This window comes from Pseudoduganella sp. R-32, assembly GCF_049913245.1.
In the GTDB taxonomy this organism is placed as follows: domain Bacteria; phylum Pseudomonadota; class Gammaproteobacteria; order Burkholderiales; family Burkholderiaceae_D; genus Rugamonas.
On record NZ_CP183987.1, the window covers coordinates 808,507 to 829,807 of the forward strand.

At 58.4% G+C, this 21,301-nt stretch carries 18 protein-coding genes and 4 pseudogenes; 11 read left to right on the forward strand and 11 right to left on the reverse strand.

Translation table 11 applies throughout. The features are described 5' to 3' along the window. Positions 1-291: 291 nt before the first annotated feature. The 7 genes and pseudogenes from ACN9MU_RS03775 to ACN9MU_RS03805 all read left to right on the forward strand — a co-directional run. Complete coding sequence (locus ACN9MU_RS03775; protein WP_426344179.1) at positions 292-2,055, forward strand: type I restriction-modification system subunit M; 1,764 nt, start codon at positions 292-294, stop codon at positions 2,053-2,055. After that, positions 2,045-3,409: a restriction endonuclease subunit S gene (locus ACN9MU_RS03780; protein WP_426344180.1), complete on the forward strand. Its 1,365-nt coding sequence runs from the start codon at positions 2,045-2,047 to the stop codon at positions 3,407-3,409. The genes ACN9MU_RS03775 and ACN9MU_RS03780 overlap by 11 nt, the downstream gene beginning before the upstream one ends. Next, entirely contained in the window at positions 3,409-4,575 is a 1,167-nt protein-coding gene (locus ACN9MU_RS03785; RefSeq protein ID WP_426344181.1) for an SIR2 family NAD-dependent protein deacylase, read from the forward strand. The genes ACN9MU_RS03780 and ACN9MU_RS03785 overlap by 1 nt, the downstream gene beginning before the upstream one ends. Further along, the gene (locus ACN9MU_RS03790) at positions 4,575-5,984 is read left to right on the forward strand and encodes an ATP-binding protein (RefSeq protein ID WP_426344182.1); all 1,410 of its coding nucleotides are present in this window, start codon (positions 4,575-4,577) and stop codon (positions 5,982-5,984) included. Before ACN9MU_RS03785 ends, ACN9MU_RS03790 begins: the two co-directional genes overlap by 1 nt. A gap of 127 nt (positions 5,985-6,111) precedes the next feature. Next, complete coding sequence (locus ACN9MU_RS03795) at positions 6,112-9,282, forward strand: type I restriction endonuclease subunit R (protein WP_426344183.1); 3,171 nt, start codon at positions 6,112-6,114, stop codon at positions 9,280-9,282. A 41-nt stretch (positions 9,283-9,323) separates the two neighbouring features. Continuing rightward, positions 9,324-10,364 (forward strand): restriction endonuclease, encoded by a 1,041-nt coding sequence (locus tag ACN9MU_RS03800; RefSeq protein ID WP_426344184.1) that lies wholly within the window; start codon positions 9,324-9,326, stop codon positions 10,362-10,364. A 9-nt stretch (positions 10,365-10,373) separates the two neighbouring features. Then, positions 10,374-11,216 (forward strand): annotated as a pseudogene (locus ACN9MU_RS03805) (DNA-directed RNA polymerase subunit beta'); the annotation flags it as partial. A gap of 34 nt (positions 11,217-11,250) precedes the next feature. Here the strand turns inward: ACN9MU_RS03805 and ACN9MU_RS03810 are convergent. The 7 genes and pseudogenes from ACN9MU_RS03810 to tnpA (ACN9MU_RS03840) all read right to left on the reverse strand — a co-directional run. Continuing rightward, positions 11,251-11,583 (reverse strand): annotated as a pseudogene (locus ACN9MU_RS03810) (transposase domain-containing protein); the annotation flags it as partial. Between the two features lie 83 nt (positions 11,584-11,666). Continuing rightward, complete coding sequence (tnpC, locus tag ACN9MU_RS03815) at positions 11,667-13,214, reverse strand: IS66 family transposase (protein WP_426317945.1); 1,548 nt, start codon at positions 13,212-13,214, stop codon at positions 11,667-11,669. Positions 13,215-13,244: 30 nt separating this feature from the next. Then, a complete protein-coding gene (tnpB, locus tag ACN9MU_RS03820) occupies positions 13,245-13,592 on the reverse strand; it encodes an IS66 family insertion sequence element accessory protein TnpB (protein ID WP_426317946.1) in 348 nt (115 codons plus the stop codon). Next, a pseudogene (gene tnpA, locus ACN9MU_RS03825) lies at positions 13,589-13,888 on the reverse strand (IS66-like element accessory protein TnpA); the annotation flags it as partial. The gene tnpB (ACN9MU_RS03820) and the pseudogene tnpA (ACN9MU_RS03825), both read right to left, overlap by 4 nt. Before the next feature lie 160 nt (positions 13,889-14,048). Continuing rightward, positions 14,049-15,299, reverse strand: a pseudogene (gene tnpC, locus ACN9MU_RS03830) (IS66 family transposase); the annotation flags it as partial. A gap of 30 nt (positions 15,300-15,329) precedes the next feature. After that, positions 15,330-15,677: an IS66 family insertion sequence element accessory protein TnpB gene (gene tnpB / locus ACN9MU_RS03835; protein ID WP_426344185.1), complete on the reverse strand. Its 348-nt coding sequence runs from the start codon at positions 15,675-15,677 to the stop codon at positions 15,330-15,332. Beyond that, positions 15,674-16,054, reverse strand: coding sequence for an IS66-like element accessory protein TnpA (gene tnpA, locus ACN9MU_RS03840; RefSeq protein WP_426344186.1), 381 nt, complete (start codon positions 16,052-16,054; stop codon positions 15,674-15,676). The genes tnpB (ACN9MU_RS03835) and tnpA (ACN9MU_RS03840) overlap by 4 nt, the downstream gene beginning before the upstream one ends. Positions 16,055-16,112: 58 nt before the next feature. Between tnpA (ACN9MU_RS03840) and ACN9MU_RS03845 the strand changes: the two genes are divergently transcribed. Beyond that, positions 16,113-16,238 carry a hypothetical protein gene (locus tag ACN9MU_RS03845; RefSeq protein ID WP_426344187.1) on the forward strand — a complete coding sequence of 42 codons (126 nt, stop codon included), beginning with the start codon at positions 16,113-16,115 and terminating at the stop codon, positions 16,236-16,238. 169 nt (positions 16,239-16,407) lie between these two features. On the opposite strand, the gene ACN9MU_RS03850 is transcribed toward ACN9MU_RS03845, so the two are convergent. Both ACN9MU_RS03850 and ACN9MU_RS03855 read right to left on the reverse strand, forming a co-directional pair. After that, on the reverse strand, positions 16,408-16,575 hold the full coding sequence (locus tag ACN9MU_RS03850; RefSeq protein ID WP_426344188.1) for a hypothetical protein: 168 nt from the start codon (positions 16,573-16,575) through the stop codon (positions 16,408-16,410). Continuing rightward, on the reverse strand, positions 16,572-16,985 hold the full coding sequence (locus ACN9MU_RS03855; RefSeq protein WP_426344189.1) for a hypothetical protein: 414 nt from the start codon (positions 16,983-16,985) through the stop codon (positions 16,572-16,574). Before ACN9MU_RS03855 ends, ACN9MU_RS03850 begins: the two co-directional genes overlap by 4 nt. A 39-nt stretch (positions 16,986-17,024) precedes the next feature. Between ACN9MU_RS03855 and ACN9MU_RS03860 the strand changes: the two genes are divergently transcribed. Next, positions 17,025-17,621, forward strand: coding sequence for a hypothetical protein (locus tag ACN9MU_RS03860; RefSeq protein WP_426344190.1), 597 nt, complete (start codon positions 17,025-17,027; stop codon positions 17,619-17,621). Positions 17,622-17,653: 32 nt separating this feature from the next. Here ACN9MU_RS03860 and ACN9MU_RS03865 read toward each other — a convergent pair whose 3' ends face one another. Continuing rightward, entirely contained in the window at positions 17,654-18,115 is a 462-nt protein-coding gene (locus ACN9MU_RS03865) for a cupin domain-containing protein (RefSeq protein ID WP_426344191.1), read from the reverse strand. Between the two features lie 208 nt (positions 18,116-18,323). Here ACN9MU_RS03865 and ACN9MU_RS03870 point away from each other — a divergent pair, with 208 nt between their 5' ends. Continuing rightward, positions 18,324-19,217, forward strand: a complete 894-nt coding sequence (locus ACN9MU_RS03870) for a helix-turn-helix domain-containing protein (RefSeq protein ID WP_426344192.1) — start codon at positions 18,324-18,326, stop codon at positions 19,215-19,217. 98 nt (positions 19,218-19,315) lie between these two features. Further along, positions 19,316-20,926: a M64 family metallopeptidase gene (locus ACN9MU_RS03875; RefSeq protein WP_426320597.1), complete on the forward strand. Its 1,611-nt coding sequence runs from the start codon at positions 19,316-19,318 to the stop codon at positions 20,924-20,926. On the opposite strand, the gene ACN9MU_RS03880 is transcribed toward ACN9MU_RS03875, so the two are convergent. Beyond that, positions 20,916-21,272 (reverse strand): MmcQ/YjbR family DNA-binding protein, encoded by a 357-nt coding sequence (locus tag ACN9MU_RS03880; protein WP_426167631.1) that lies wholly within the window; start codon positions 21,270-21,272, stop codon positions 20,916-20,918. The two genes, ACN9MU_RS03875 and ACN9MU_RS03880, sit on opposite strands and share 11 nt — an antisense overlap. Positions 21,273-21,301 lie beyond the last annotated feature (29 nt).

Sequence of the window (21,301 nt, forward strand, 5' to 3'; positions counted from 1 at the left end):
CCGTGACACGGCCTTGGCCTGCCATTAAAATCCGAAAACGTATTGTCTGAATGCAGCAAAAGGCAGTACATTGGCGCCACATCGTTGACGAATTGCCAGCATGTCGCGCGTAAAGTCCGAAATGCTATCCACTCGCAGGCCCGTCGAGATCAAACTGTCGTTGCACTTAACGGCGGAGCGCGAGCGCAGCTCGATAGCATCCAAGGTAGAAATTCGGGCGCCGGAACAAGCACGGTGCCCATTTCGAACGTTGCCAATTTTGCCTGCTTTTTGCCCCCTAAGACCCACGAAATGAACCAAGTCGAACAACAGTTTTTCAACGACCTTGAAAAGAAGCTCTGGACCGCCGCCGACAAGCTGCGCTCCTCTCTGGACGCCTCGGTATACAAGCATGTGGTGCTGGGATTGATCTTTCTGAAGTATGTCTCCGACGCATTTGAGGAGCGGCAGAAGGAACTGCGCGAACAGTTCCAAAATCCGGCGCACGAATACTACATGGCCCCCGATGAATATGGAGGCGCAGGCACAAAAGAATACGAAGACAGCATCGCCGCCGAACTGGAGATGCTCGACTATTACGCCGAAAAGAACGTCTTCTGGGTTCCATTTGAAGCGCGCTGGCAAACTCTGCGCGATCTGGCGCAGTTACCGCCTGGCAGCGAATTGCCATGGCCTGTCCCCAAGCGCGACAGTGATGGCCGCTATGTACGCAACGAAGCGGGCGAGCTCGAAATGGTGCCTGAAAAAATGCGCACCGTCGGCTGGCTGATCGATAACGCTATGGAGGCAGTGGAGCGGGAGAACGGTAAGCTCAAGAATGTGCTGAACAAGGAATTCACGCGTACTCAAATCGACAGCCACAAGTTGGCTGACCTGATCGCCCATTTCTCGGATACCAACTTCAGCCAGCCAACTTATCAAGGGCAAGAGCTAAGCCTGAAGAGCAAGGATATTTTGGGCCACGTCTACGAGTACTTCCTTGGCCAGTTTGCCTTAGCGGAAGGCAAGAAGGGCGGCCAATATTACACCCCAAAGAGCATCGTCACGCTTATCGTAGAGATGCTGCAACCCTTTAAAGGGCGGGTTTATGACCCAGCCATGGGTTCGGGTGGCTTCTTCGTCCAAAGCGAGGAATTCATCGCCCAGCACGGTGGCAAAGTAGTCAGCGGAAAAACCGGCCAGATCAGCGTATATGGCCAGGAAAGCAATCCCACCACTTGGAGACTTGCAGCCATGAACATGGCCATCCGCGGTCTGGATTTCAACTTTGGCGGCCAGCCGGGCGACACCCTGCTGAATGATCTGCATCCTGACCTACGTGCTGATTACGTGATGGCCAACCCGCCCTTCAATATGAAGGAATGGTGGAACGCCAAGCTGGAGAACGACGCTCGCTGGTTACCCGGCTGCACTCCGCCGCAGGGCAACGCCAATTTCGCTTGGCTGCAGCACATGCTCTACCACCTGGCCCCCACTGGTAGCATGGCGCTGCTACTGGCCAACGGCTCGATGAGCAGCAGCACCAACAACGAAGGCGAGATCCGCAAGCAACTAGTGGAGCGCGACTACGTGGAATGCATGGTGGCACTGCCTGGCCAGTTGTTCACCAATACGCAGATTCCGGCCTGCATTTGGTTCCTCACCAAAGACAAGGCCAACGGCTTCAACCTTGACAAGAAGAAGCGCGATCGGCGCGGGAAGTTCTTATTTATCGATGCCCGCCAACTCGGCTACATGAAAGACCGCGTGCTGCGCGACTTCACACTCGACGACATTGAGAAGGTGGCCAATACCCTCCACAACTGGCAGCAAGGCGAGAAATACGCAGACGTGCCCGGCTTCTGTTACTCCGCCACCCTGGAGGACATACGCAAGCACGAGCATGTGCTGACGCCGGGGCGTTATGTAGGCGCTGAAGAGCAGGAGGAAGACGGGGAGGCCTTCACCTCAAAGATGGCGCTACTGACAGCTCAATTAGCTGAGCAATTCACCGAAGCGGCGAAGCTGGAAGATGAAATCAGGAAGAACCTTGCGAGGCTGGGTTATGAATTCTGATTCTCTCTTTGCGTTGCACCGAGAATGGGAGGTATTGCCATTAGGGGAAGCGTGTCGCCTCGGCGGTGGCAACGTACAGACAGGTCCGTTTGGAAGTCAGCTGCATGCGGCGGACTACGTACCTGAAGGTATTCCGTCTGTGATGCCGCAGAACATTGGCGACAACAAAATTCTTGCGAGCGGAATCGCCAGAATTACGCATGCAGATGCGGAGCGCTTGTCGAGGTACCGGTTGCAGGAAGGCGACATTGTGTACAGTCGTCGTGGAAACGTCGAGCGGCGTGCATTGGTTCGTAGCAACGAAGACGGCTGGCTGTGCGGCACTGGTTGTTTACGAATTCGTTTCGGGGACGGAATTGTCTATCCGAAGTATGCGGCTCACTATCTTGGGCACCCATCTGTACGCGAGTGGGTTGTCCGACATGCGCATGGCGCAACCATGCCCAATTTGAATACTACGATATTGTCCGAACTCCCTTTTGTACTTCCTCCATGGAATATCCAAACTTGGATTGGCGATGTCATTGAGGCATACGATAAAAGGATCGACATAAATTGCCGCATCAATCAAACACTCGAAACCATGGCACAAGCCATCTTCAAATCCTGGTTTGTCGATTTCGATCCAGTCAAAGCCAAGCTCGCCGCAATTCGAGAAGGTCGCGACTCGCTGCGTGCCGCAATGAGTGCCATAAGCGGCAAGTCAGACACCCAACTCGAAACACTGTCGTCCGAACAATATGAACAACTCGCCGCCACCGCTGTGCTTTTTCCGGATGAGATGGTTGAATCAGCGTGGGGAGAGATTCCGAGGGGGTGGGGGCGTCAACGCGTTGGAAACGTGCTTGAACTGGCGTATGGGAAAGCACTCAAATCTACTGAAAGGAAAAGCGGAACAGTGCCTGTTTATGGTTCAGGAGGGATTACGGGCTACCACAACACACCACTTATTCAACATGGTTCGATCATTGTCGGTCGAAAAGGCACGGTTGGAAGCTTGTATTGGGAAGATGAGCCATTTTTCCCAATCGATACCACCTACTTTGTGCGCCCTGTAGCGGCGCCACTCACCTTTTGCTATTACGCGTTGCAGACGTTGGGGCTCGAAAAAATGAATACCGACGCTGCCGTTCCTGGTCTTAATCGGGAAAATGTCTATCGTCTTGAAGTGCTTCTGCCTGACTCAGTTACACTTCAGAAATTTGACCAATTGGTTTTGGCGTTGAGAAAGGCCATACGTGCCAACGTAGATTCGAACAAGGCGCTCGCCAACCTTCGAGACACCCTACTTCCTAAACTCCTCTCCGGCGAGTTGTCGACTGAAGCTCTTAGCAAACCTGTCGGGGCCACATAATGGACATAAAAAAACTCCGCGAAAACAAGCTGATCGTTGAAAAGGTCGAGGAGGCCCTGCAGGCAGCGTATTCGTCGAACCAGGAGTTTAATGAGGTATTGGATGAAGCCGAGCCTCTGTCATTCAAGAGCCTGCGCGACCCAGCTCACGAATATTTGGTGAAGGTAAGTGACGCTCTGTATTGGGTTGAGCGAGACGCCTATCTGGATGAACTGGACCACTGGGAAGGGCAGCGCCAGGTCGATCAACATGAAGCTGCGACGGCATTCATCAAGAGCTCTGATCAGCAAGCCGTTTTTCTTGATCTCGTGGATGCGATTCGTTTCGGGAGAATTGCTCCGTTTGTCGGAGCAGGGCTCTCCAAACCCTGCGGATATCCGATGTGGGGAGAGGCTCTGCGCAAGGTCGCGCAAAAACTCGATGGCCTCGGTGCGCCGGATATCGAGCCACTGATGGCGCGCTACGACTATTTGCAAGCCGCACAGGTGTTGCATGACGCGGGTGCCCAACAGGTGCAGCATTTCATCAAGACCGAGTTCCGGCAGCGAGGCGCCATCAACGGGCCAGTCAGGCTACTGCCAGAACTTGCCAGCGGCTGCATCGTTACCACCAATTTCGACACCGTGATCGAAGATCTGTTTCGTGATCGGAATCAGGCACTGGATGGTTATATGCACGGGACGCAGGCCGGTAACAACTTCGTGCAGCGGCTATTGCGTGGCGAACGCTGCATTCTGAAACTGCACGGCGACGCCGGACAACCCAACACCCATGTGTTCACCCAGGCGCAATATCAGCTGGCGTATGGTGGTGCCGGGGGAGCGCCCTTCGCATTCCAGAACCAATTGCCCAAAGCGTTGAGGCAAATTTTCATTAGCCATTCCTTGTTGTTCCTGGGCTGCAGCTTGGAGCAGGACAAGACACTCGACCTGTTTAAGTCGGTCGTAGATGAGGGAGCGTTTGAAATCCCGGATCATTTTGCTTTGCTGAATGAGCCCTCGGGGGCACAAGATCTCGCTCGTAAGGAAGACCGGTTGCTGAAATTGAAGATTCGGCCACTGTGGTACGCAACGCCAACTGATGCTGATGGCAAGCCGGATCACAGCCTTCTTGAGCAGATTCTTAAACTCGCCATTGCGGTGGCGCGTAAACAGGTGGTGTTTTAATGAGCACCTCTGCAGCGCAGATTGACTTATGGCGTGGCGCCGCCTCCGAAACCCAAAACCTCGAATTCAAAGAGGCGGGTACTCAATACGACACTCGGAAGCTGTGCCGATATTGTGTGGCCATTGCCAACGAAGGTGGCGGCCATTTGGTGCTAGGTATTTCTGACAAGCCACCACGCGCGGTGGTGGGCAGCCAGGCCTTTCCCGACTCCCAAGATATCGCGGAGAAGCTGTTCCATTGGGTCGGATTTCGCGTGGACGTGGAGTCCATTGCGCATCCAGACGGGCGGGTGGTGGTATTCAGCATTCCTGCCCGCCCCAGAGGTACTGCCTATCACTACGAAGGCGCCTATTTGATGCGCTCGGGCGAAGAGCTGGTGCCGATGAGCGAAGACCAATTACGCAAGATCTTCGCTGAAGGGCAGCCTAGCTGGCTGGAGAACCCAGCGCTGAAGGATCTATCGGGGCAAGACGTAGTGCAATTGCTGGATACGCAAGCCTACTTCGACTTAATGCGCTTACCTTACCCCACTGACCAGACTGGGGTGCTAGCCCGTTTGCTGGATGAACGCCTGATCGAGCGCAGCGCGACTGGCTTCAATATCTTACACATCGGGGCGGTACTGCTGGCAAAGAATATGCGGCAGTTCCCGGACATCAGCCGCAAGGCTGCGCGCGTGATCGTGTACGCAGGCGAGTCCAAGATGCAGACCATCTCGGATTTGACCGGTGAAAAGGGCTACGCGGTTGGCTTTGCTGGGCTGGTGCAGTATGTGATGGGAAAGTTGCCGCAGAATGAGGTGATCGAGGGGGCCATTCGTAAGGAGGTCAAGCTGCTACCCGAGGTGGTAGTTCGAGAGCTGCTTGCGAATGCGCTGATTCATCAGGATTTCGACATGGGTGGAACTTCACCAGTGGTGGAGATTTTCAGCAAGCGCGTGGAAATTTCGAATCCGGGGGAGCCCATTGTGCCAGTGGCGCGGTTCATCGACGGTTACCAGTCTCGCAATGAGCGGCTGGCCGACTTGATGCGTCGTTTTGGAATTTGCGAAGAGAAGAGCAGTGGTATTGACCGTGTGATCGAGGCAGCCGAGCTCATGCAACTGCCAGCACCAGAATTCCTGACTAGTCATCGTCGAACGATAGTCGTGATTCACGGTCCGCGTTCCTTCCGCGAAATGAATGGCAGCGACCGGGTTCGGGCTTGTTATCAGCACTGCGTTCTGCAGTACGTGTTGCGTAAGCAGATGACCAACCAGTCGTTGCGCGAACGATTCGGTTTATCTGAAGGTAATAGCAACACTGTGTCGCAAATCATCACTGCGACTATGGAGCAGGGTTTGGTGAAAGTTGACCCCAACGCACCCGACTCACGGCGTTATGCACGGTACATCCCGGAATGGGCGTAGCCGTCATTTCATCGCAAACGGGAGGTGCTTGGCGGTTTAAATACAAGCCATTGATTTATAACGACTTTTTTATTTCATCGCAAACCGGGCCAGTCCATGCTCTGTGGGAATGCATAGGGATTTCAACATGCTGAACGAACAACAACTCGAAGAACTCTGCCTTGGCTGGTTTCAGGAAGCTGGCTGGCGCGTGGCTCCGGGCCCAGACATTGCCCCAGACAGCAGCTCACCGGAGCGTACTGATTATCGCCAAGTGCTCCTGCGCGAGCGCCTCCTTATCTCGTTGGCCCGGATCAATCCGCATCTGCCGCCGACAGCCCTGGAACAGGCCGTGCATGCGCTACAGTCGGTTAGCGAGCCGCAGATCGTGGTGCGCAACCGCAGCGTGCACCGCCTGCTGTTGAATGGCGTGATGGTGGAGTTTGCGCTTGGTGATGAGAAGAAGACCGATCTGGTGCACTTTATCGACTTTACGCAGCCCAGCAACAATGACTTCCTGGTCGCTAACCAATTCACGATCACCGGTAATAAACAGCCCCGTAGGCCCGATGTAATCGCCTTTGTGAACGGCCTTCCGCTGGCAGTGGTGGAGCTGAAAAATCCTGCGAACGAGCAGACCGATGTGTGGGATGCATTCAACCAGTTGCAAACCTACAAGGACGAAATTAGCGACCTATTCAACAGCAATGCTGCCCTGGTGGTGAGCGATGGTTGGACGGCACGGGTTGGTGCGCTCACTGCGAACGCGGAGCGCATGCTCCCCTGGCGTACCATTGCCAACGAAGACGACCGGCCGCGCCTGCAGATGGAGCTCGAAACCGTGGTGCGAGGCTTCTTCAAGCCCGAGCTGTTTCTGGACTATGTGCGGCACTTCATACTGTTTGAGCAGGATGGCGACACCATTATCAAGAAGATCGCCGGATACCATCAGTTCCACGCGGTGCGCGAGGCAGTACGCGCCACAGTGATTGCCGCTCAGGATGCCGACAAAGGCTTGCTGGAAGTGTATGAAGAGCGCGCCACATACGGTAAGGAGGTCAAACCCGGCTCGCGTAAGGCCGGGGTGGTGTGGCACACGCAAGGCTCCGGCAAGAGCATCACAATGGCCTGTTATGCGGGCAAACTGTTGCAACAGCCCGAGATGAGGAACCCGACGCTTGTAGTTGTGACCGATCGCAATGATCTGGACGGCCAATTGTTCGCAACGTTCAGTGCTGCCAATGATCTGCTCAAGACTAACCCGGTGCAAGCCGGAGGCCGAGACGAGTTGCGCGAGATGCTGGCTTCGCGCGAGGCAGGAGGCATCATCTTTACAACGGTGCAGAAATTCGCACTGCTGGAAGGTGAAAAGACGCACCCGCTCCTTTCTGGCCGCAGCAATATCGTGGTGATTTCAGATGAGGCCCACCGCAGCCAGTACGGCACCAAAGGGCGGCTGGACACCAAGACCGGCAAGTACGTATTCGGATACGCAAAGCACTTGCGCGATGCACTGAAGAATGCCACCTTCATCGGCTTCACCGGGACGCCCATTGCGCTGGAAGACAAAGACACGCGCGCGGTGTTCGGTGACTACGTCAGCATCTACGACATCCAGGATGCGGTGGACGATGGCGCCACTGTGCCCATCTTCTACGAGAGCCGTCTTGCAAAGTTGGACGTGAACCAGGCCGAGATCGACGCGCTCAATGAACAGGTCGAGGAAGTTGTCGAGGACGACGAGGACATCGCCAGCCGCGAGAAAACCAAGAGCGAGTGGGCCACATTGGAGAAGCTGGTTGGTTCGGCACCCCGGCTGCAGCAGGTGGCGCGGGACCTGATCCAGCATTTTGAAGCGCGGGTTTCAGTGGTGGATGGTAAGGCCATGATCGTTTGCATGAGCCGTGACATTTGCGTGCAGCTCTACAACGCCATTTGTGTCGGTGACGAGGACAACCCACCGCTGCGGCCCGAGTGGCACAGCACCGATCCTGAGCAAGGCGAGATCAAGATCATCATGACGGGTTCGGCCGCCGATAAGGCGCTGCTTCAGCCGCATCTATACAGCAAGCAGACAAAGAAGCGGCTGGAGACCCGCTTCAAGGACGTGAAGGACCCGCTGAAGCTGGTGATCGTGCGTGACATGTGGCTGACGGGATTCGATGCGCCATGCTGCCATACCATGTACATCGACAAACCGATGAAGGGCCACAATCTGATGCAGGCCATCGCACGCGTTAACAGGGTGTTCAAGAACAAGCCAGGCGGCCTTGTCGTCGATTACATTGGCATAGCCAACGAATTGAAGGCTGCACTCAAGACCTACACCGATGCCAAGGGTAAGGGTGATCCCACCCACAATTCCGCCGAAGCTCTCGCCGTGTTGCTTGAGAAGATGGACGTTGTGCGCGGCATGATGCACGGCTTCGACTACAGCGCTTTTGAAGAGAAAGCACTCCAATTGCTGGTGCCTGCAGCTAACCATATTCTTGGACTAAAGGACGGCAAGACGCGCTTCCTCGACACCATGGTGGCAGTGGCCAAGGCGTTCTCGCTTTGCGGCACCTTGGATGAAGCGGCACTTTTGCGCAAGGAGATAGCATTCTTCTCGGCCATCAAGGCCGCCATCGCAAAATTCACAACCGTGGACAAGAAGCGCAGCGATGCGGAGAAAAACAGTGCCCTCAAGCAGATCCTGGACAATGCCATCATCTCCGATGGGGTGGCGGATGTATTTGCCTTAGCCGGACTGGACAAGCCCAACATTGGCCTTTTGTCGGACGAGTTCCTCGAAGACGTGCGCCAAATGGACAGCCGGAATCTGGCCATCGAGCTACTGGAAAAGCTTCTGCGCGACGAGATCAAGTCCAAATCCCGCAACAACGTCGTGCAGGAGAAAAAGTACGGCGACCGCCTGTTGGAGACGTTGCGTAAGTATCACAACCGCGCAATTGAAACCGCCCAAGTCATCGAAGAGCTGATACAGATGGCCAAAGAGTTCCAGGCCACGCTGGAGAGGGAGGCCGCGCTTGGTCTCAGCCCCGATGAAGTTGCCTTCTACGATGCACTGGCCAACAACGAAAGCGCTGTGCGCGACTTGGGGGACGAGGTGCTAAAAAAGATCGCCGTTGAGATCACCGAAAAGCTGCGCGCCAGCACCTCGGTAGATTGGCAGGTGCGTGAGAGCGTACGCGCCAAGTTGCGCATTCTCGTACGGAGATGCCTGCAGAAATGGAAGTACCCGCCGGACCAGCAGCCTAATGCTGTGGAACTGGTGCTGAAACAGGCGGAAGAACTGTCCAACTGCTGGACAAACTAATAACAAAGTGATGGCAGCAAATCTGCTGCCGGGAGATTTAAATGGCAATTTGGCTTGTTCGTGCAGGGGCGCATGGCGAATACGAACAGAAGTTCATTCAGGAGAATCGGGTCTACGTTACCTGGGATGACCTGAATCTTGATCTCTCGAAACTGCAACAACGTAGTGAGCTGACGGCAGCAATGGTCGAGCGCTATCCTGACGCCAAACCGAAAGCCGTGCTGAACTGGGTAAGTCAAGTCTGGCCGTTCGCACACGAAATGCAGCTGGGTGATCTGGTCGTTCTGCCATTGAAGTCGCAGCCTACGGTCTACATTGGTGAGATCTCCGGCGACTACCATGTTGAGATGGCTGGCCCTAGCCCCTTCTTCCACTGGCGATCTGTCAAGTGGATCGGCGAGACGATCCCTCGCACTCATTTTGGGAAAGACCTGTTGTTCTCGTTCGGAGCGTTTCTCACGATCTGCCGTATCCAACGCAACAACGCAGAACAGCGAATCGCAGCCATGCGTGCTAATGGTTGGAAGGCCGAAACATTGGCAGCGCCGGCGAAGGCAGCGACAGCATCTACGACTGACGTAGAAGCGGCCGATACTGATTTGGATGAATTGGCCCGGGATCAGATCGCAGCACTCCTCATAGCACGCTTCAAAGGGCACGGGCTGACGCGGCTAGTTGAGGGCATCTTGAAGGCACAGGGTTATACCACCTACCGCAGTCCGGAAGGTGCGGACGGTGGTGCCGACATCCTGGCTGGCTCCGGCCCACTGGGCTTTTCCGCGCCGCGTTTGTGCGTGGAGGTAAAGTCCGAGGACTCGCCGATTGGACGCGAGCCGGTGGACAAGCTGCTAGGGGCCATGACCAAGTTCAATGCTGATCAAGGTTTGTTTGTGGCATGGGGCGGTTTCAAAGGCAATGTACAAAAGGAGTTGGCATCGCAGTTTTTCCGATTGCGTTTGTGGACGCAGAAGGAGCTGCTCGAACAGCTGTTCGAGCAGTACGAACGCCTAGATGAAGACCTTAAGGCCGAGCTTCCGCTGAAACGGATTTGGATGGTCGCTTCGCAGGACGAGGCGCTCTGACGCGCCATCGGCCAGCAAGTGTCCGTGGGTGAGGTTCTGGCGCGTATCCCGACCGAATCGCAGAAGACCCGAGACATTACCGGTGGTCTGCCACGCGTGGCGGAACTGTTCGAAGCACGTTCGCCGAAAGACGCGGGCATGCTGGCGGAAGTCACCGGTACCGTGGCCTTCGGTAAGGAAACCAAGGGCAAGCAGCGTCTGGAAATCACCGACATGGACGGCAACAAGCACGAGTTCCTGATTACCAAGGACAAGCAAGTGCTGGTGCACGACGGCCAGGTGGTGAACAAGGGCGAGATGATCGTGGACGGCCCAGCCGATCCGCAAGACATCCTGCGCCTGCTGGGTATCGAAGCGCTGGCACGCTACATCGTTGACGAAGTGCAGGACGTGTACCGACTGCAGGGCGTGAAGATCAACGACAAGCACATCGAGGTGATCGTTCGCCAGATGCTGCGCCGCGTGCAGATCACCAACGCCGGCGACACCGACTACATCGTCGGCGAGCAGGTGGAGCGTTCCGAACTGCTGGAAGAAAACGATCGCGTCAATGCCCTGAACAAGATCCCTGCAACGTACGAAAACGTACTGCTGGGTATTACCAAGGCATCGCTGTCGACCGACTCCTTCATCTCGGCCGCATCGTTCCAGGAAACCACCCGCGTGCTGACCGAAGCCGCGATCATGGGCAAGCGCGATGGCCTGCGCGGCCTGAAGGAAAACGTCATCGTCGGCCGCCTGATCCCAGGCGGTACCGGCCTGGCCTTCCACCGCGCCCGCAAAGAGAAGGAAGTGTGGGAAGCCGAAGGTAAGCGTCAACGCATTGCCGTCTTGAGGACCGCGCCACTTTAACCGATGATGTTCCCAACACCGCTGGGAAGCGGAGTTAAACGCCGGCCAGTTGGTCGGCGCAGTTCCAGGGCAGGAAGTCGTCAACCCGATTCACGGGATGGTCGGCGATATGGGCCAGCACGTAGCGCAGCCAGGCTTCGGGGTCGACACCGTTCAGCTTGGCCGTTCCGATCAGCCCATACATGGTGGCAGCGCGTTCGCCGCCACTGTCTGCACCTGCAAACAGGAAGGTGCGACGGCCCAGGGCCACGCCGCGCAGGGCCCGCTCGGCGGCGGAGTTGTCGATATCGATACGGCCATCGTCGCAGTAGCGCGTCAGCGCCGGCCATAGTTTGAGTGAGTAAAGGATGGCGGCCGCCGTATCGGACGTAAGCGTCCGTTCAATACCGTATTGAATGAAGCGCCTACTTCCCTGATGATGTGAACACACCGCTGGGAAGCGGCGTGTAGTTAATTGGAAGGTGCGAGCTGCGCCGCGCAGTTCCAAGGCAGGAACTCGTTAACGCGGTTGACGGGGTGGTCGGCGATGTGGGCCAGCACATAGCGCAGCCAAGCTTCGGGGTCGACACCGTTTAGCTTGGCCGTGCCGATCAGCGCATAGATGGCGGCTGCGCGTTCGCCGCCGCTGTCTGCACCGGCAAACAGGTAGTTGCGGCGACCCAGGGCAACGCCGCGCAGGGCGCGCTCTGCGGCCGAGTTGTCGATCTCGATCTGGCCATCATCGCAATAGCGGGTCAGCGCTGGCCACAGCTTGAGCGAGTACGTGATGGCAGCGGCCGTGTCGGACTTGTTCGACAAGGTGGTGAGCGTGGCGCGCAGCCAGCGTTCAAGATCGTCCAGCAAGGGGCGTGCGCGCAGCAATCGAGCGTCGCGCCGCAGATCCGGTGGCTGGCCCTGGATCTCGGCTTCAATGGCATAGAGCGCGCCGATACGCCGCAACGCCTCGGTGGTCACGGTCGATGGCCGTGCCACATGCAGGTCATGGAATTTGCGTCGCGCGTGCGCCCAGCACGCGGCTTCGCGTACCTGGCCGCTGTCGAAGATGGCATCGAAGCCGGCATACGCATCGGCCTGAAGGATGCCTTTAAATTGGGCCAGGTGGGTTTGCGGGTGGATGCCTTTGCGATCTGGGCTATAGGCAAACCAGACAGCCGGCGGCACCGCCGATGCGCTGGCACGATCATCGCGCACATAGGTCCACAGGCGTGCCGTGCGCGTTGTACCGTTTCCAGGTGCAAGCACCGGAATTGGGGTGTCATCAGCATGCAGCTTGGTGGCGGCAAATACGTGGCACCGAACCGCATCAACCAAGGGGCGCAGCAAGCTGCTAGCGGCGCCAACCCAATTGGCCAGCAGCGAACGATCCAACTCGATGCCTTCGCGCGCATAGATCACGCTCTGGCGATACAGCGGCAGGTGGTCAGCGTACTTTGCCACCAGCACGTGAGCCAGCAGGCCAGGGCCAGCAATCCCTCGTTGCACCGGCCGACTTGGCGCAGGTGCCTGCACGATGACGTCGCAGCAGCTGCAGGCCAGCTTCGGACGCACGTGGCGGACCACGCGGAAGCTGGCTGGCACATATTCCAACTGCTCCGATACATCCTCGCCAAGGTGGCGCAAGCCGCCGCCGCATGCCGGGCAGGCATCTACCTCCGGGGTATGCACGCATTCATCGCGTGGCAGATGATCTGGCAACGGCTTGCGCGCCGCCTTGCGGCGCGCTGGCGGGTTGGACTCTGGTTCGGCCTCTTCGGCGGCGCCCGTTTCAGCCTCCAGGTCTTCCAACTTCAACTCCAGCTGCTCGATCTGGCGTTCCAACTTTTCGGAACGGCGGCCAAACTGCATGCGCTGCAGTTTGGCGATCAACAGCTTTAGGTGTTCAATCTCTGCCGCGCGGGTGTCGAGCTGCGCCGTCAGGCGCTGCACTTGCTCGTCGCGCGCCAACAGCATTGCCTTCAGGGCGGCAATGTCGTCAGGGAGATCGGTGGCGGTCAGCATGCGTCTCAGTTTACGAGAATGCTGTCATGTTTACAAGGCCGACTGTGGGCGCCAAGTTCGCTCGGGCCGGCGCCAGTCAATGCCTTCCAGTAGCATCGACAACTGCGCCTGCGTCAGTGCCACACTGCCGCTGCTGGCCTGTGGCCAGATGAAGCGGCCATGCTCAAGCCGTTTGGCCAACAGGCACAAGCCGTCGCCGGTCCACCACAACAATTTGATCAAATCACCGCGCCGGCCACGGAACACAAACACGTGGCCGCTAAATGGATCTTCCGCCAGCGCGGTCTCTACCTTCGCAGCCAGGCCGTTGAATCCGCTGCGCATGTCGGTGGTGCCGGCCGCCAGCCAGACTTTGGTTCCCGCCGGTAGGCCGATCATCGCAGCACCCGATCCAGTATTTGCGCCAACGTAGAGGGATCTGCTTGACCGTCAATGCGCAATCTCACACGCCCAATCTCCAGCGTGATGGCACCGGTGTTGGGCTGTTCCGGCACTGGCGCTGTTGTTGGCGCCGCCAACATCACCGGCAGCAACGCAGCCTCCTGCGTTGACCCATCGGGCACCGGCAGTTCCGCCTCGAACAACTTGCGCCAACTGAATACCTGGTTTGCGTTCACGCCGTGTTCGCGCGCTATGCGAGCGACCGAGGCGCCAGGCTCCAAGGTCAACGCGACGAGCCTGCGCTTAAACTCCAGGGAGTGGCGCCGGTAATTACCTCTCGGCGCGCGCTGAATGACTGGTTGAAAATTCGTGTCCATAATCAAATTTGTGGGCACAACTGCTGTGCCAAAATTCAATCATGGCTGGGACCTGCTAGACGGTCCAGACGGTGGTGACTGTACGCTTACTATCGGACTTGCGCGATAGTGTTGCGAGCGTAGCGTGCAGCCAGCGCTCAAGATCGTCGAGCAGTGGCCTGGCATGCTGCTGACGAGCGCTGCACCGCTCGTCAGGTGGTTTGCCCCGTATGCTTTCTTCGATGGCATACAGTTCGCCGATCCGGCGAAGCGCTTCGGTGGTTAAGGGCGATGGCCGCGCTGCGTGCAGATCGTAGAACTTGCGGCGGGCATGAGCCCAGCATGCTGCTTCGAGTACCTGGCCGTTCTCGTACACGGCATTAAACCCTGCGTAGGCGTCCGCCTGCAGGATGCCGCAGAAGTTGGCCAGGTGCGTCTGCGGATGCTCGCCTTTGCGGTCCGGCGTGTAAGCAAACCACACGGCCGGAGGCGTACTGTCACCGCTTGCGCGATCATCGCGCACATAGGTCCAAAGACGCGCCGTGCGAGTCTTGCCGTTGCCGGGCGCCAGCACCGGCAGCGGCGTGTCGTCGGCGTGCAGCTTGGTGGCGGCAAACACGTGGCTGCGCAGCGCATCGACCAGCGGCCGCAGCAGGGCTCCAGCGGCGCCGACCCAGCTTGCCAACAAGGCGCGCTCCAGATCAAGGCCTTCACGTGCGTAGATAGTGCTTTGGCGATACAGCGGAATGTGGTCCGCAAACTTGGCGACCAATACATGTGCCAGCAAGCCAGGGCCGGCTAAGCCGCGCTCAATCGGACGACTGGCAGCCGGCGCCTGCACAATGGTGTCGCAGCAGGTGCATGCCAGCTTGGGGCGCACATGACGGATCACGCGGAAACTGGCAGGAACATATTCCAGCTGCTCCGACACGCTTTCGCCCAACTGCTTCAACTTGCCGCCGCAGTCTGGGCACGCCTCGCTGGCGGGCATTTGCACACGTTCCTCGCGTGGCAAGTGGGCTGGTAATGGCTTACGCTCAGCCTTCTTGCGCGGCGCCACTTCCACCGGTGCCTGTGCTTCCGCCACGGCGGCCTCGGCTTCCAGGTCTTCCAGTTGCAGTTCCAGTTGCTCGATCTGCGCGTCCAGCTTTTCCGAACGGCGACCGAACTGCATGCGTTTCAGTTTCGCCAGTACCAACTTCAAATGCTCAATCTCGGCGGTGCGCGTAGATAGTTCCGCGCTCAGGTGAGCCACCTTCGCTTCGCTCGCCAGCAACGCAGCGTCGCGTGCGAGCAGCATGGCTTTGAGCGCTTCGATATCGTTGGGCAGTTCGGCGGCGTTGAGCATGCGACCTAGTTTACGCAGATCGTGTCATGTTTACAAGGCCGATTGCGGCCGCCAGGTACGTTCCGGCCGGCGCCAGTCAATCCCTTCCAACAGCATCGACAACTGGGCTTGAGTCAGCGCGACACTGCCGCTGCTGGCTTGCGGCCAGATGAAGCGACCGCGCTCCAGGCGCTTCGCCAGTAAGCATAAGCCGTCGCCGGTCCACCAAAGCAGCTTGATCAAGTCGCCACGCCGGCCACGGAATACAAACACGTGGCCACTGAACGGGTCTTCTTCCAGGGCCGTCTGCACTTTCGCCGCCAAGCCGTTGAAACCGCTGCGCATGTCGGTGACGCCGGCTGCGAGCCAGACCTTCGTACCCGCTGGCAGGCCGATCATCGCAGCACACGCTCCAATACTTGAGCAAGCGTGGCGGCGTTGGCTTGGCCTTCGATGCGCAACCGCACACGTCCAATTTCAAGAGTGATTGTTCCAGTCGCCGCTTCTGATTCCGGCACCTGTTCCTGCGTCGCTACGACCACCGGCAGCAAATCGCTGGACTGCGCAGGCGCAGCTGCTACAAGCTGTCCTGCTTCGTACAGCTTCCGCCAAGTGAACACCTGGTTCGCATTGACGCCATGCTCACGCGCCAGTCGCGCCACCGAGACGCCGGGTTGCAAGGTCATTTCGACGAGCGCGCGCTTGAACTCCAAGGAATGCTGGCGATATTTGCCGCGTGGCCCGCGCTGAGTGACTGGTTGAAAATTTGTGTCCATGATCAAATTTGTGGGCACAAATGCTGTGCCAAAATTGGATCATGGCCGGGCGTGGTTAATGCGTCCAGACGGTGCTGGCAAGACGCTTACAGCCGAAGAGCGCAAAGCGCTGCTGGAAGCAGAACGCGCCGCCATCGTGGCCGAACTGCCAGCGGACGAACCGCACCACAGCGACGAAGCGTAATCCGCTTCAACGCCAGCAAAAACGCCACCCTCGGGTGGCGTTTTTTTTTGCGCTACGGCAGAGCCCGTGTCACACCATGGGGTCACACCCCGAGGGTGACACGGGCTCTTCAGTTGATCCTGGCCTTGATCAGCACAGGCAGGTGATCGGATGGGAAGCGGCCGTGGAGTTAATCGGTCAGTGTTGCGTAGCTCAATACCTTCACGTGCGGGCTGGCGAAGATGCGGTCAATACGCTCTGTCAGTGGGCTGTCGATTTTAAATCTGTTGAAAGTACCAACCGGGCCATAGGCTGGCTTCGCGCTGATATCGAATGCATCGGCCAGCCGAGACTTCATGATGGCAACCTGTTCGGTCTCGGGACGGAATTCAAATCGCCGGCCACGATCACTGGCTCGGAGCCGGCAATTTCCTTCACCTTTCGCAGCATGAGCTTAGCCGATTCCCGGCGCGCCACCTCGCCTTCGTGGTCGAAGTGAACGGAGAAGAAGTAGAACTTGCGGCCAGTCTGGCGATCCCGCAGTTGCGCCCAGGAGGCGATATGGTTGCAGCAAGTAGCATCCCACCCCAACGTTGTCATGCTCCACGATGGGTAGTTCGGGCTCACCAGTATAGGCGAGACGCATTGCTGGAAGCCCGCTGGCGCGAATTGGTAGGGTCTAATTAACAAACTGCTGCAAAAATGCCACCATTGGGTGGCGTTTTTATTTGCGCCAGCCCCAGAAATATTGTCAGGCGCCAATTGCATACTACAATCAGTATTTTCTGCATTTTGTTTGAGAGCGCTATGGCCGAATCCCTCCAAATCACCTGTGACGCGACGACTGTGGGCGATGATGGAAAAATGTACCTGCATGAGTCGATGTTCAGCGGCCTGTATGACTTGCCAAACAATCATGCGGAAATCGTGGCACGCCTGCACCCTGCCAAGCGCAAGCTGTTTGATGCACTGGTAGGCGGCGAGGAGATCGAGGTCGAGACGAAAGACGCGAAGGGTGCCGTTGTCAAGGTCAGGCTGGACAATGATGTCACGATCCATGTAAACCAGCGCTACGGCGGTGTGCGCCGCTTCAGCTATTCGTCCATTATCGCAAAACATGCCCGGAGCTATGGCGAAGTCCAGGCGCGAGGTTTCGATGCCAATTGCGAGCCGGTGATTCGCCAGATGCCTGACCGCAGTTTCAGGATCATTTTCAACACGATGCCACCGCGTAGGCATGCGCTTGGGGCAGCCTTCAATATGGATCACTTCGGCGCCCACATGGTCAAGCTGACCGAGTCCAAGATGACCTGGGATGATCGTGACGTATTTCACCTTCCCTCCGCGACTGAGGCGGAAATTCGCGCCATTTTGCAGTTCATGCTCACTTACGGGAAGGCCTGAGGCCACGAGATGTGACCTCACTCGTTTCTCGACTACTTTTTATCGCTTGCCGCGGCCTTCGAATCGTCAATCAATTCGAACTTGCCGTCGGATGTCATGAAGAAGGTGCAGTCTGCACCGGTTGCACAGCCGCTGACATGCTTTTTGCCGGGCGCTTGCATCAGGTAAGAGCCGGGGCCCAGCTTGGTTTCAGGGGCGCCATCGGATTTATGCACGAAAGTGCCGGACATGATCACGATCTTCAGCGCGTGGGTGTGGTGGTGCAGGGCGTTGACCTGCCCGGCGTCGAACTTCACCAGCACGCCGTAAGGGCCGCCTTTCATCCAGTCGCCCCACAGCTTAGCAACCTTGGTGCCGGCAACCGGGCCGGCTTCCCATTTCACCGACTCGGCCGGCCAGACCACATCTTCCATGGCCTTGCCTTTATCCTTGGCTGGAGAGTTGGCGCTCAGCAGGGTGGAAACCGCTAGTACCGCAAATGCCATTTTTTTCATGATGGGGCTCCTTCTTATGGTTGGCGGGGAAACTGGCGTCCAATTATCGTTATAGCCCATCCACAGCGGATTCCAAGTTGGTAGGCAGCGACACTCCTGTGCTGAAACGCCCGGCCTGGACGCTGATTCCAGCCGAGCCCGTGTCACACTTGGGGTGTGACCCCATGGTGTGACACGGGCTCGGCTGTAGGTGGGGTATATTGCTTCGATGGAGAGCGTCGAAGAGCTTGAGCGGTGGTTCAGGATGGCGGGCGTGCACTCGCTGAATGCCTGTGTCGGGCCGCTTCCCGGATCAGGGGCTGCGTTGGGGCGGTGGACCAGCGATGGGCCTGAACACGCCATCCGTTCCGTGAGCCCGCATCCGGGCACCTATCGGCTGGCCTTGATGATGGAGCCGCTCGATGCGCGTATATGGCACGGCGATACGCCGGTCTGGGGCGGCACCATCGGCGCCAGCCGCTTCCGTCTTTGCCCGCCGGGGGAGCAGGGGCGCTGGAGCCAGTTGAGCGGCTGCGATATCGTCAACGTCTTCCTGCCGGTGCAGCTGCTGGACCGCCTGGCGGCGCAGCGCGGCGAGGATATCGATGCCACGCTGGCCGCTAGCCAGTTCACTTCCGACCGCATGGTGTTCGACCTGGTGCGCAAGATGCTCGATGCGCAGGCGCTGGCCGGGCCGCTGGCGGCGGAGATGTGCGACCACCTGGCCATGGCCCTGGCTTGCTACCTGCTCGAACATTATTCGCGGCCGGCGCAGGGCGCCGACAGCTCCCTCGGCGGTGCGCGCCTGCGCCGCGTGCTGCGGCATATTTCAGATCACCTGGATGCGCCGCTGGCCAATGCGGAACTGGCATCCCTGTGCGGCATGAGCGCGGCGCATTTCTCGCGCGAGTTCCATCGGGCGGTCGGTTTGCCGCCGCATCGTTATGTGCTGACCCGGCGCCTGGAGCAGGCATGTGTGGCACTCGCAGGCCGGGAGGCGCGCATTGTCGACATTGCGGAGGAGTTCGGGTTTCATAGTGCCAGCCATTTCACGCGCGCTTTCGCGACGCAGTACGGCCTGTCGCCTGCTGCGTGGCGCGCCAGCCGCTGTAACAATTGTTAAAAGCAGGATTGTGCAAATTGCGCGCGTTTTTGCACGCGCCGCCTCTTTGATCGGCCACAGAATCTCCAGTTCCAAACCACAACAAATGGAGAGAGAACATGGCTTTACTTCGAAATTCACTGATGCTTCTCGCGCTGGCGGCAGCGGGTGCTGCCCAGGCCGACAATATCTCGCTGCGCATCGGCTTTGCTGAAGGCCGTAGCGGGGCGGAGTTCAAACCCCTGCATGCGGAAGTGGGCAAGTTTGCGGTGACGCCCAATGTGCGCCAGGGCGCGGAGGATGACCAGTGGGTGGTGGTCGCTAAGGATGCCCAGGGCCGCGTGCTGCATGAGGTGAGCGTCAACAATGGCTTGCGCCGCCACGTGGAGACCTTCAATCCGCGTTCGGGCGCTATCGACCTGTCGACCACGGTGCAGCAGCGTGAGGGCAGCTTTGAGGTGTCGCTGCCATTCGACAAAGCCACCGCGAGCGTGGAGGTGCTGCCGAAGAAGGGTGCCAGCACCGGCGCCAAGACGGCTCTTGCAGCACCTGCGGCGCTGGCGCGTTTCGATCGCGGCACCCTGGAACAGGCGGCAGCGAGCGGCAAGACCTCGCGCTCGGCCATGCTGGCGGCGACGCCTTCCGCCACCGCGACGACCATCCTGAACAACGGCAGCGCGGCGACGCATATGGACTATGTCTTCATCGGCGACGGCTACACCGCTGCGGAAATGGATAAGTGGCGCGCCGATGCGCAGAAGGTGATCAATGGCTTCCTGGCCGATCCGCTGTTCAATGCCAACCGCGCTTCGATGAATATCCATCGCGTCGACGTGGCCAGCAACCAGTCGGGCGTGGACGAACTCGATAAGGGCATTTATCGCGATACGGCGATGGATGGGGAATTCGCTTGCTACAACATCGAACGCCTGCTGTGCGTGAACAATACCAAGGCGACCAATATCGCGGCTTCCGTGCTGGCGCCCGATGCGCGCGATGTGATTGTGGTGATCGCGAACTCGACGCGCTACGGTGGTTCCGGCGGCGCGGTGGCAACGCTGTCGATGCATGAGCAGTCGATCGAGGTGGCCTTGCATGAAATCGGCCATACGGCGTTCGCATTGGCGGACGAATACGAGTACGGCACCTGCAACACCAGCAGCGAGCCCACCGAAGTCAACGTGTCGCTGAACGGCACGCGTTCCGTCAAATGGGGCAGCCTGATTTCCGGCAGCACCGCAGTGCCGACCGGACTTGGCGTGTACCCGAACGGTACTGTCGGCACTTTCGTGGGCGCGCAGTACTGCGGCTCGGGCAAATACCGTCCGACAGAGAACTCGCGCATGCGCACGCTGGGGTATCCGTGGCATGCGGTGAATGAAGGCGCGGTGAAGAAGGTGTTTGCCAAGTACACCGGCTCCGGTTCGGTCACGCAGACCGGTACCCTGGCCAACGGCGGCAGCGCCATTGCGCCTAGCGCGTCGCCTGGCTGGGTGCAGGCCGGCGCCGGCACCTTCTCGCTGCAACTGAGCGGTCCTTCCGGTGCCGACTTCGACCTGTTCCTGTACAAGTGGTCGGGCAGCGCCTGGACCAAGGTCGCTTCCAGCGAGGGCAATACGTCCAGCGAGTCGATCAGCTACAACGGCACGGCGGGCTATTACTACGCGCAGGTGAAGTCGTATTCGGGCAGCGGCAACTATTCGCTGACCTACGCTTTCCCTAAGCCTTGATCTCGCGCTGGCGTGCCTTTGTCAGCGAGGAGAATGCCTTGTCGTAGGACCATTGCACCAGTTCGACCAGGTAGTCTTCCGGAAAGCGGCGCACGTCGACGATCGTGACCCAATGGAAGCGGCCCATGTAGCGGGCCGGTTTCACGCCGGGCATGCCGGTGAGTTCGAGGAAGCGGTCGGGCGTGGCGCGGAAACTGAAGCGCCATTGTTCCGGTTCGCTGGTCTTGAAGTAGGCGAAGGTTTTGCCGCCGACCTTGTAGCTTAGTACATTGACCGGCGGTGCATGCAGCAGGCTGTCTGCGCCAGGCAGGCTGGCGCAGTGGGCTTTGACTTGAGTGATGTCCACTTTCGCTCCCGACTCGAAAGTGGACATTC

What these genes read in the sequence shown, in the direction of transcription:
- ACN9MU_RS03775 (WP_426344179.1), top strand. Translation starts at nt 292, where the DNA reads ATGAACCAAGTCGAACAACAGTTTTTCAACGACCTTGAAAAGAAGCTC.
- ACN9MU_RS03780 (WP_426344180.1), top strand. Translation starts at nt 2,045, where the DNA reads ATGAATTCTGATTCTCTCTTTGCGTTGCACCGAGAATGGGAGGTATTG.
- ACN9MU_RS03785 (WP_426344181.1), top strand. Translation starts at nt 3,409, where the DNA reads ATGGACATAAAAAAACTCCGCGAAAACAAGCTGATCGTTGAAAAGGTC.
- ACN9MU_RS03790 (WP_426344182.1), top strand. Translation starts at nt 4,575, where the DNA reads ATGAGCACCTCTGCAGCGCAGATTGACTTATGGCGTGGCGCCGCCTCC.
- ACN9MU_RS03795 (WP_426344183.1), top strand. Translation starts at nt 6,112, where the DNA reads ATGCTGAACGAACAACAACTCGAAGAACTCTGCCTTGGCTGGTTTCAG.
- ACN9MU_RS03800 (WP_426344184.1), top strand. Translation starts at nt 9,324, where the DNA reads ATGGCAATTTGGCTTGTTCGTGCAGGGGCGCATGGCGAATACGAACAG.
- tnpC (WP_426317945.1), bottom strand. Translation starts at nt 13,214, where the DNA reads ATGCTGACCGCCACCGATCTCCCTGACGACATTGCCGCCCTGAAGGCA.
- tnpB (WP_426317946.1), bottom strand. Translation starts at nt 13,592, where the DNA reads ATGATCGGCCTACCGGCGGGAACCAAAGTCTGGCTGGCGGCCGGCACC.
- tnpB (WP_426344185.1), bottom strand. Translation starts at nt 15,677, where the DNA reads ATGATCGGCCTGCCAGCGGGTACGAAGGTCTGGCTCGCAGCCGGCGTC.
- tnpA (WP_426344186.1), bottom strand. Translation starts at nt 16,054, where the DNA reads ATGGACACAAATTTTCAACCAGTCACTCAGCGCGGGCCACGCGGCAAA.
- ACN9MU_RS03845 (WP_426344187.1), top strand. Translation starts at nt 16,113, where the DNA reads ATGCGTCCAGACGGTGCTGGCAAGACGCTTACAGCCGAAGAGCGCAAA.
- ACN9MU_RS03850 (WP_426344188.1), bottom strand. Translation starts at nt 16,575, where the DNA reads ATGAAGTCTCGGCTGGCCGATGCATTCGATATCAGCGCGAAGCCAGCC.
- ACN9MU_RS03855 (WP_426344189.1), bottom strand. Translation starts at nt 16,985, where the DNA reads ATGCAATTGGCGCCTGACAATATTTCTGGGGCTGGCGCAAATAAAAAC.
- ACN9MU_RS03860 (WP_426344190.1), top strand. Translation starts at nt 17,025, where the DNA reads ATGGCCGAATCCCTCCAAATCACCTGTGACGCGACGACTGTGGGCGAT.
- ACN9MU_RS03865 (WP_426344191.1), bottom strand. Translation starts at nt 18,115, where the DNA reads ATGAAAAAAATGGCATTTGCGGTACTAGCGGTTTCCACCCTGCTGAGC.
- ACN9MU_RS03870 (WP_426344192.1), top strand. Translation starts at nt 18,324, where the DNA reads ATGGAGAGCGTCGAAGAGCTTGAGCGGTGGTTCAGGATGGCGGGCGTG.
- ACN9MU_RS03875 (WP_426320597.1), top strand. Translation starts at nt 19,316, where the DNA reads ATGGCTTTACTTCGAAATTCACTGATGCTTCTCGCGCTGGCGGCAGCG.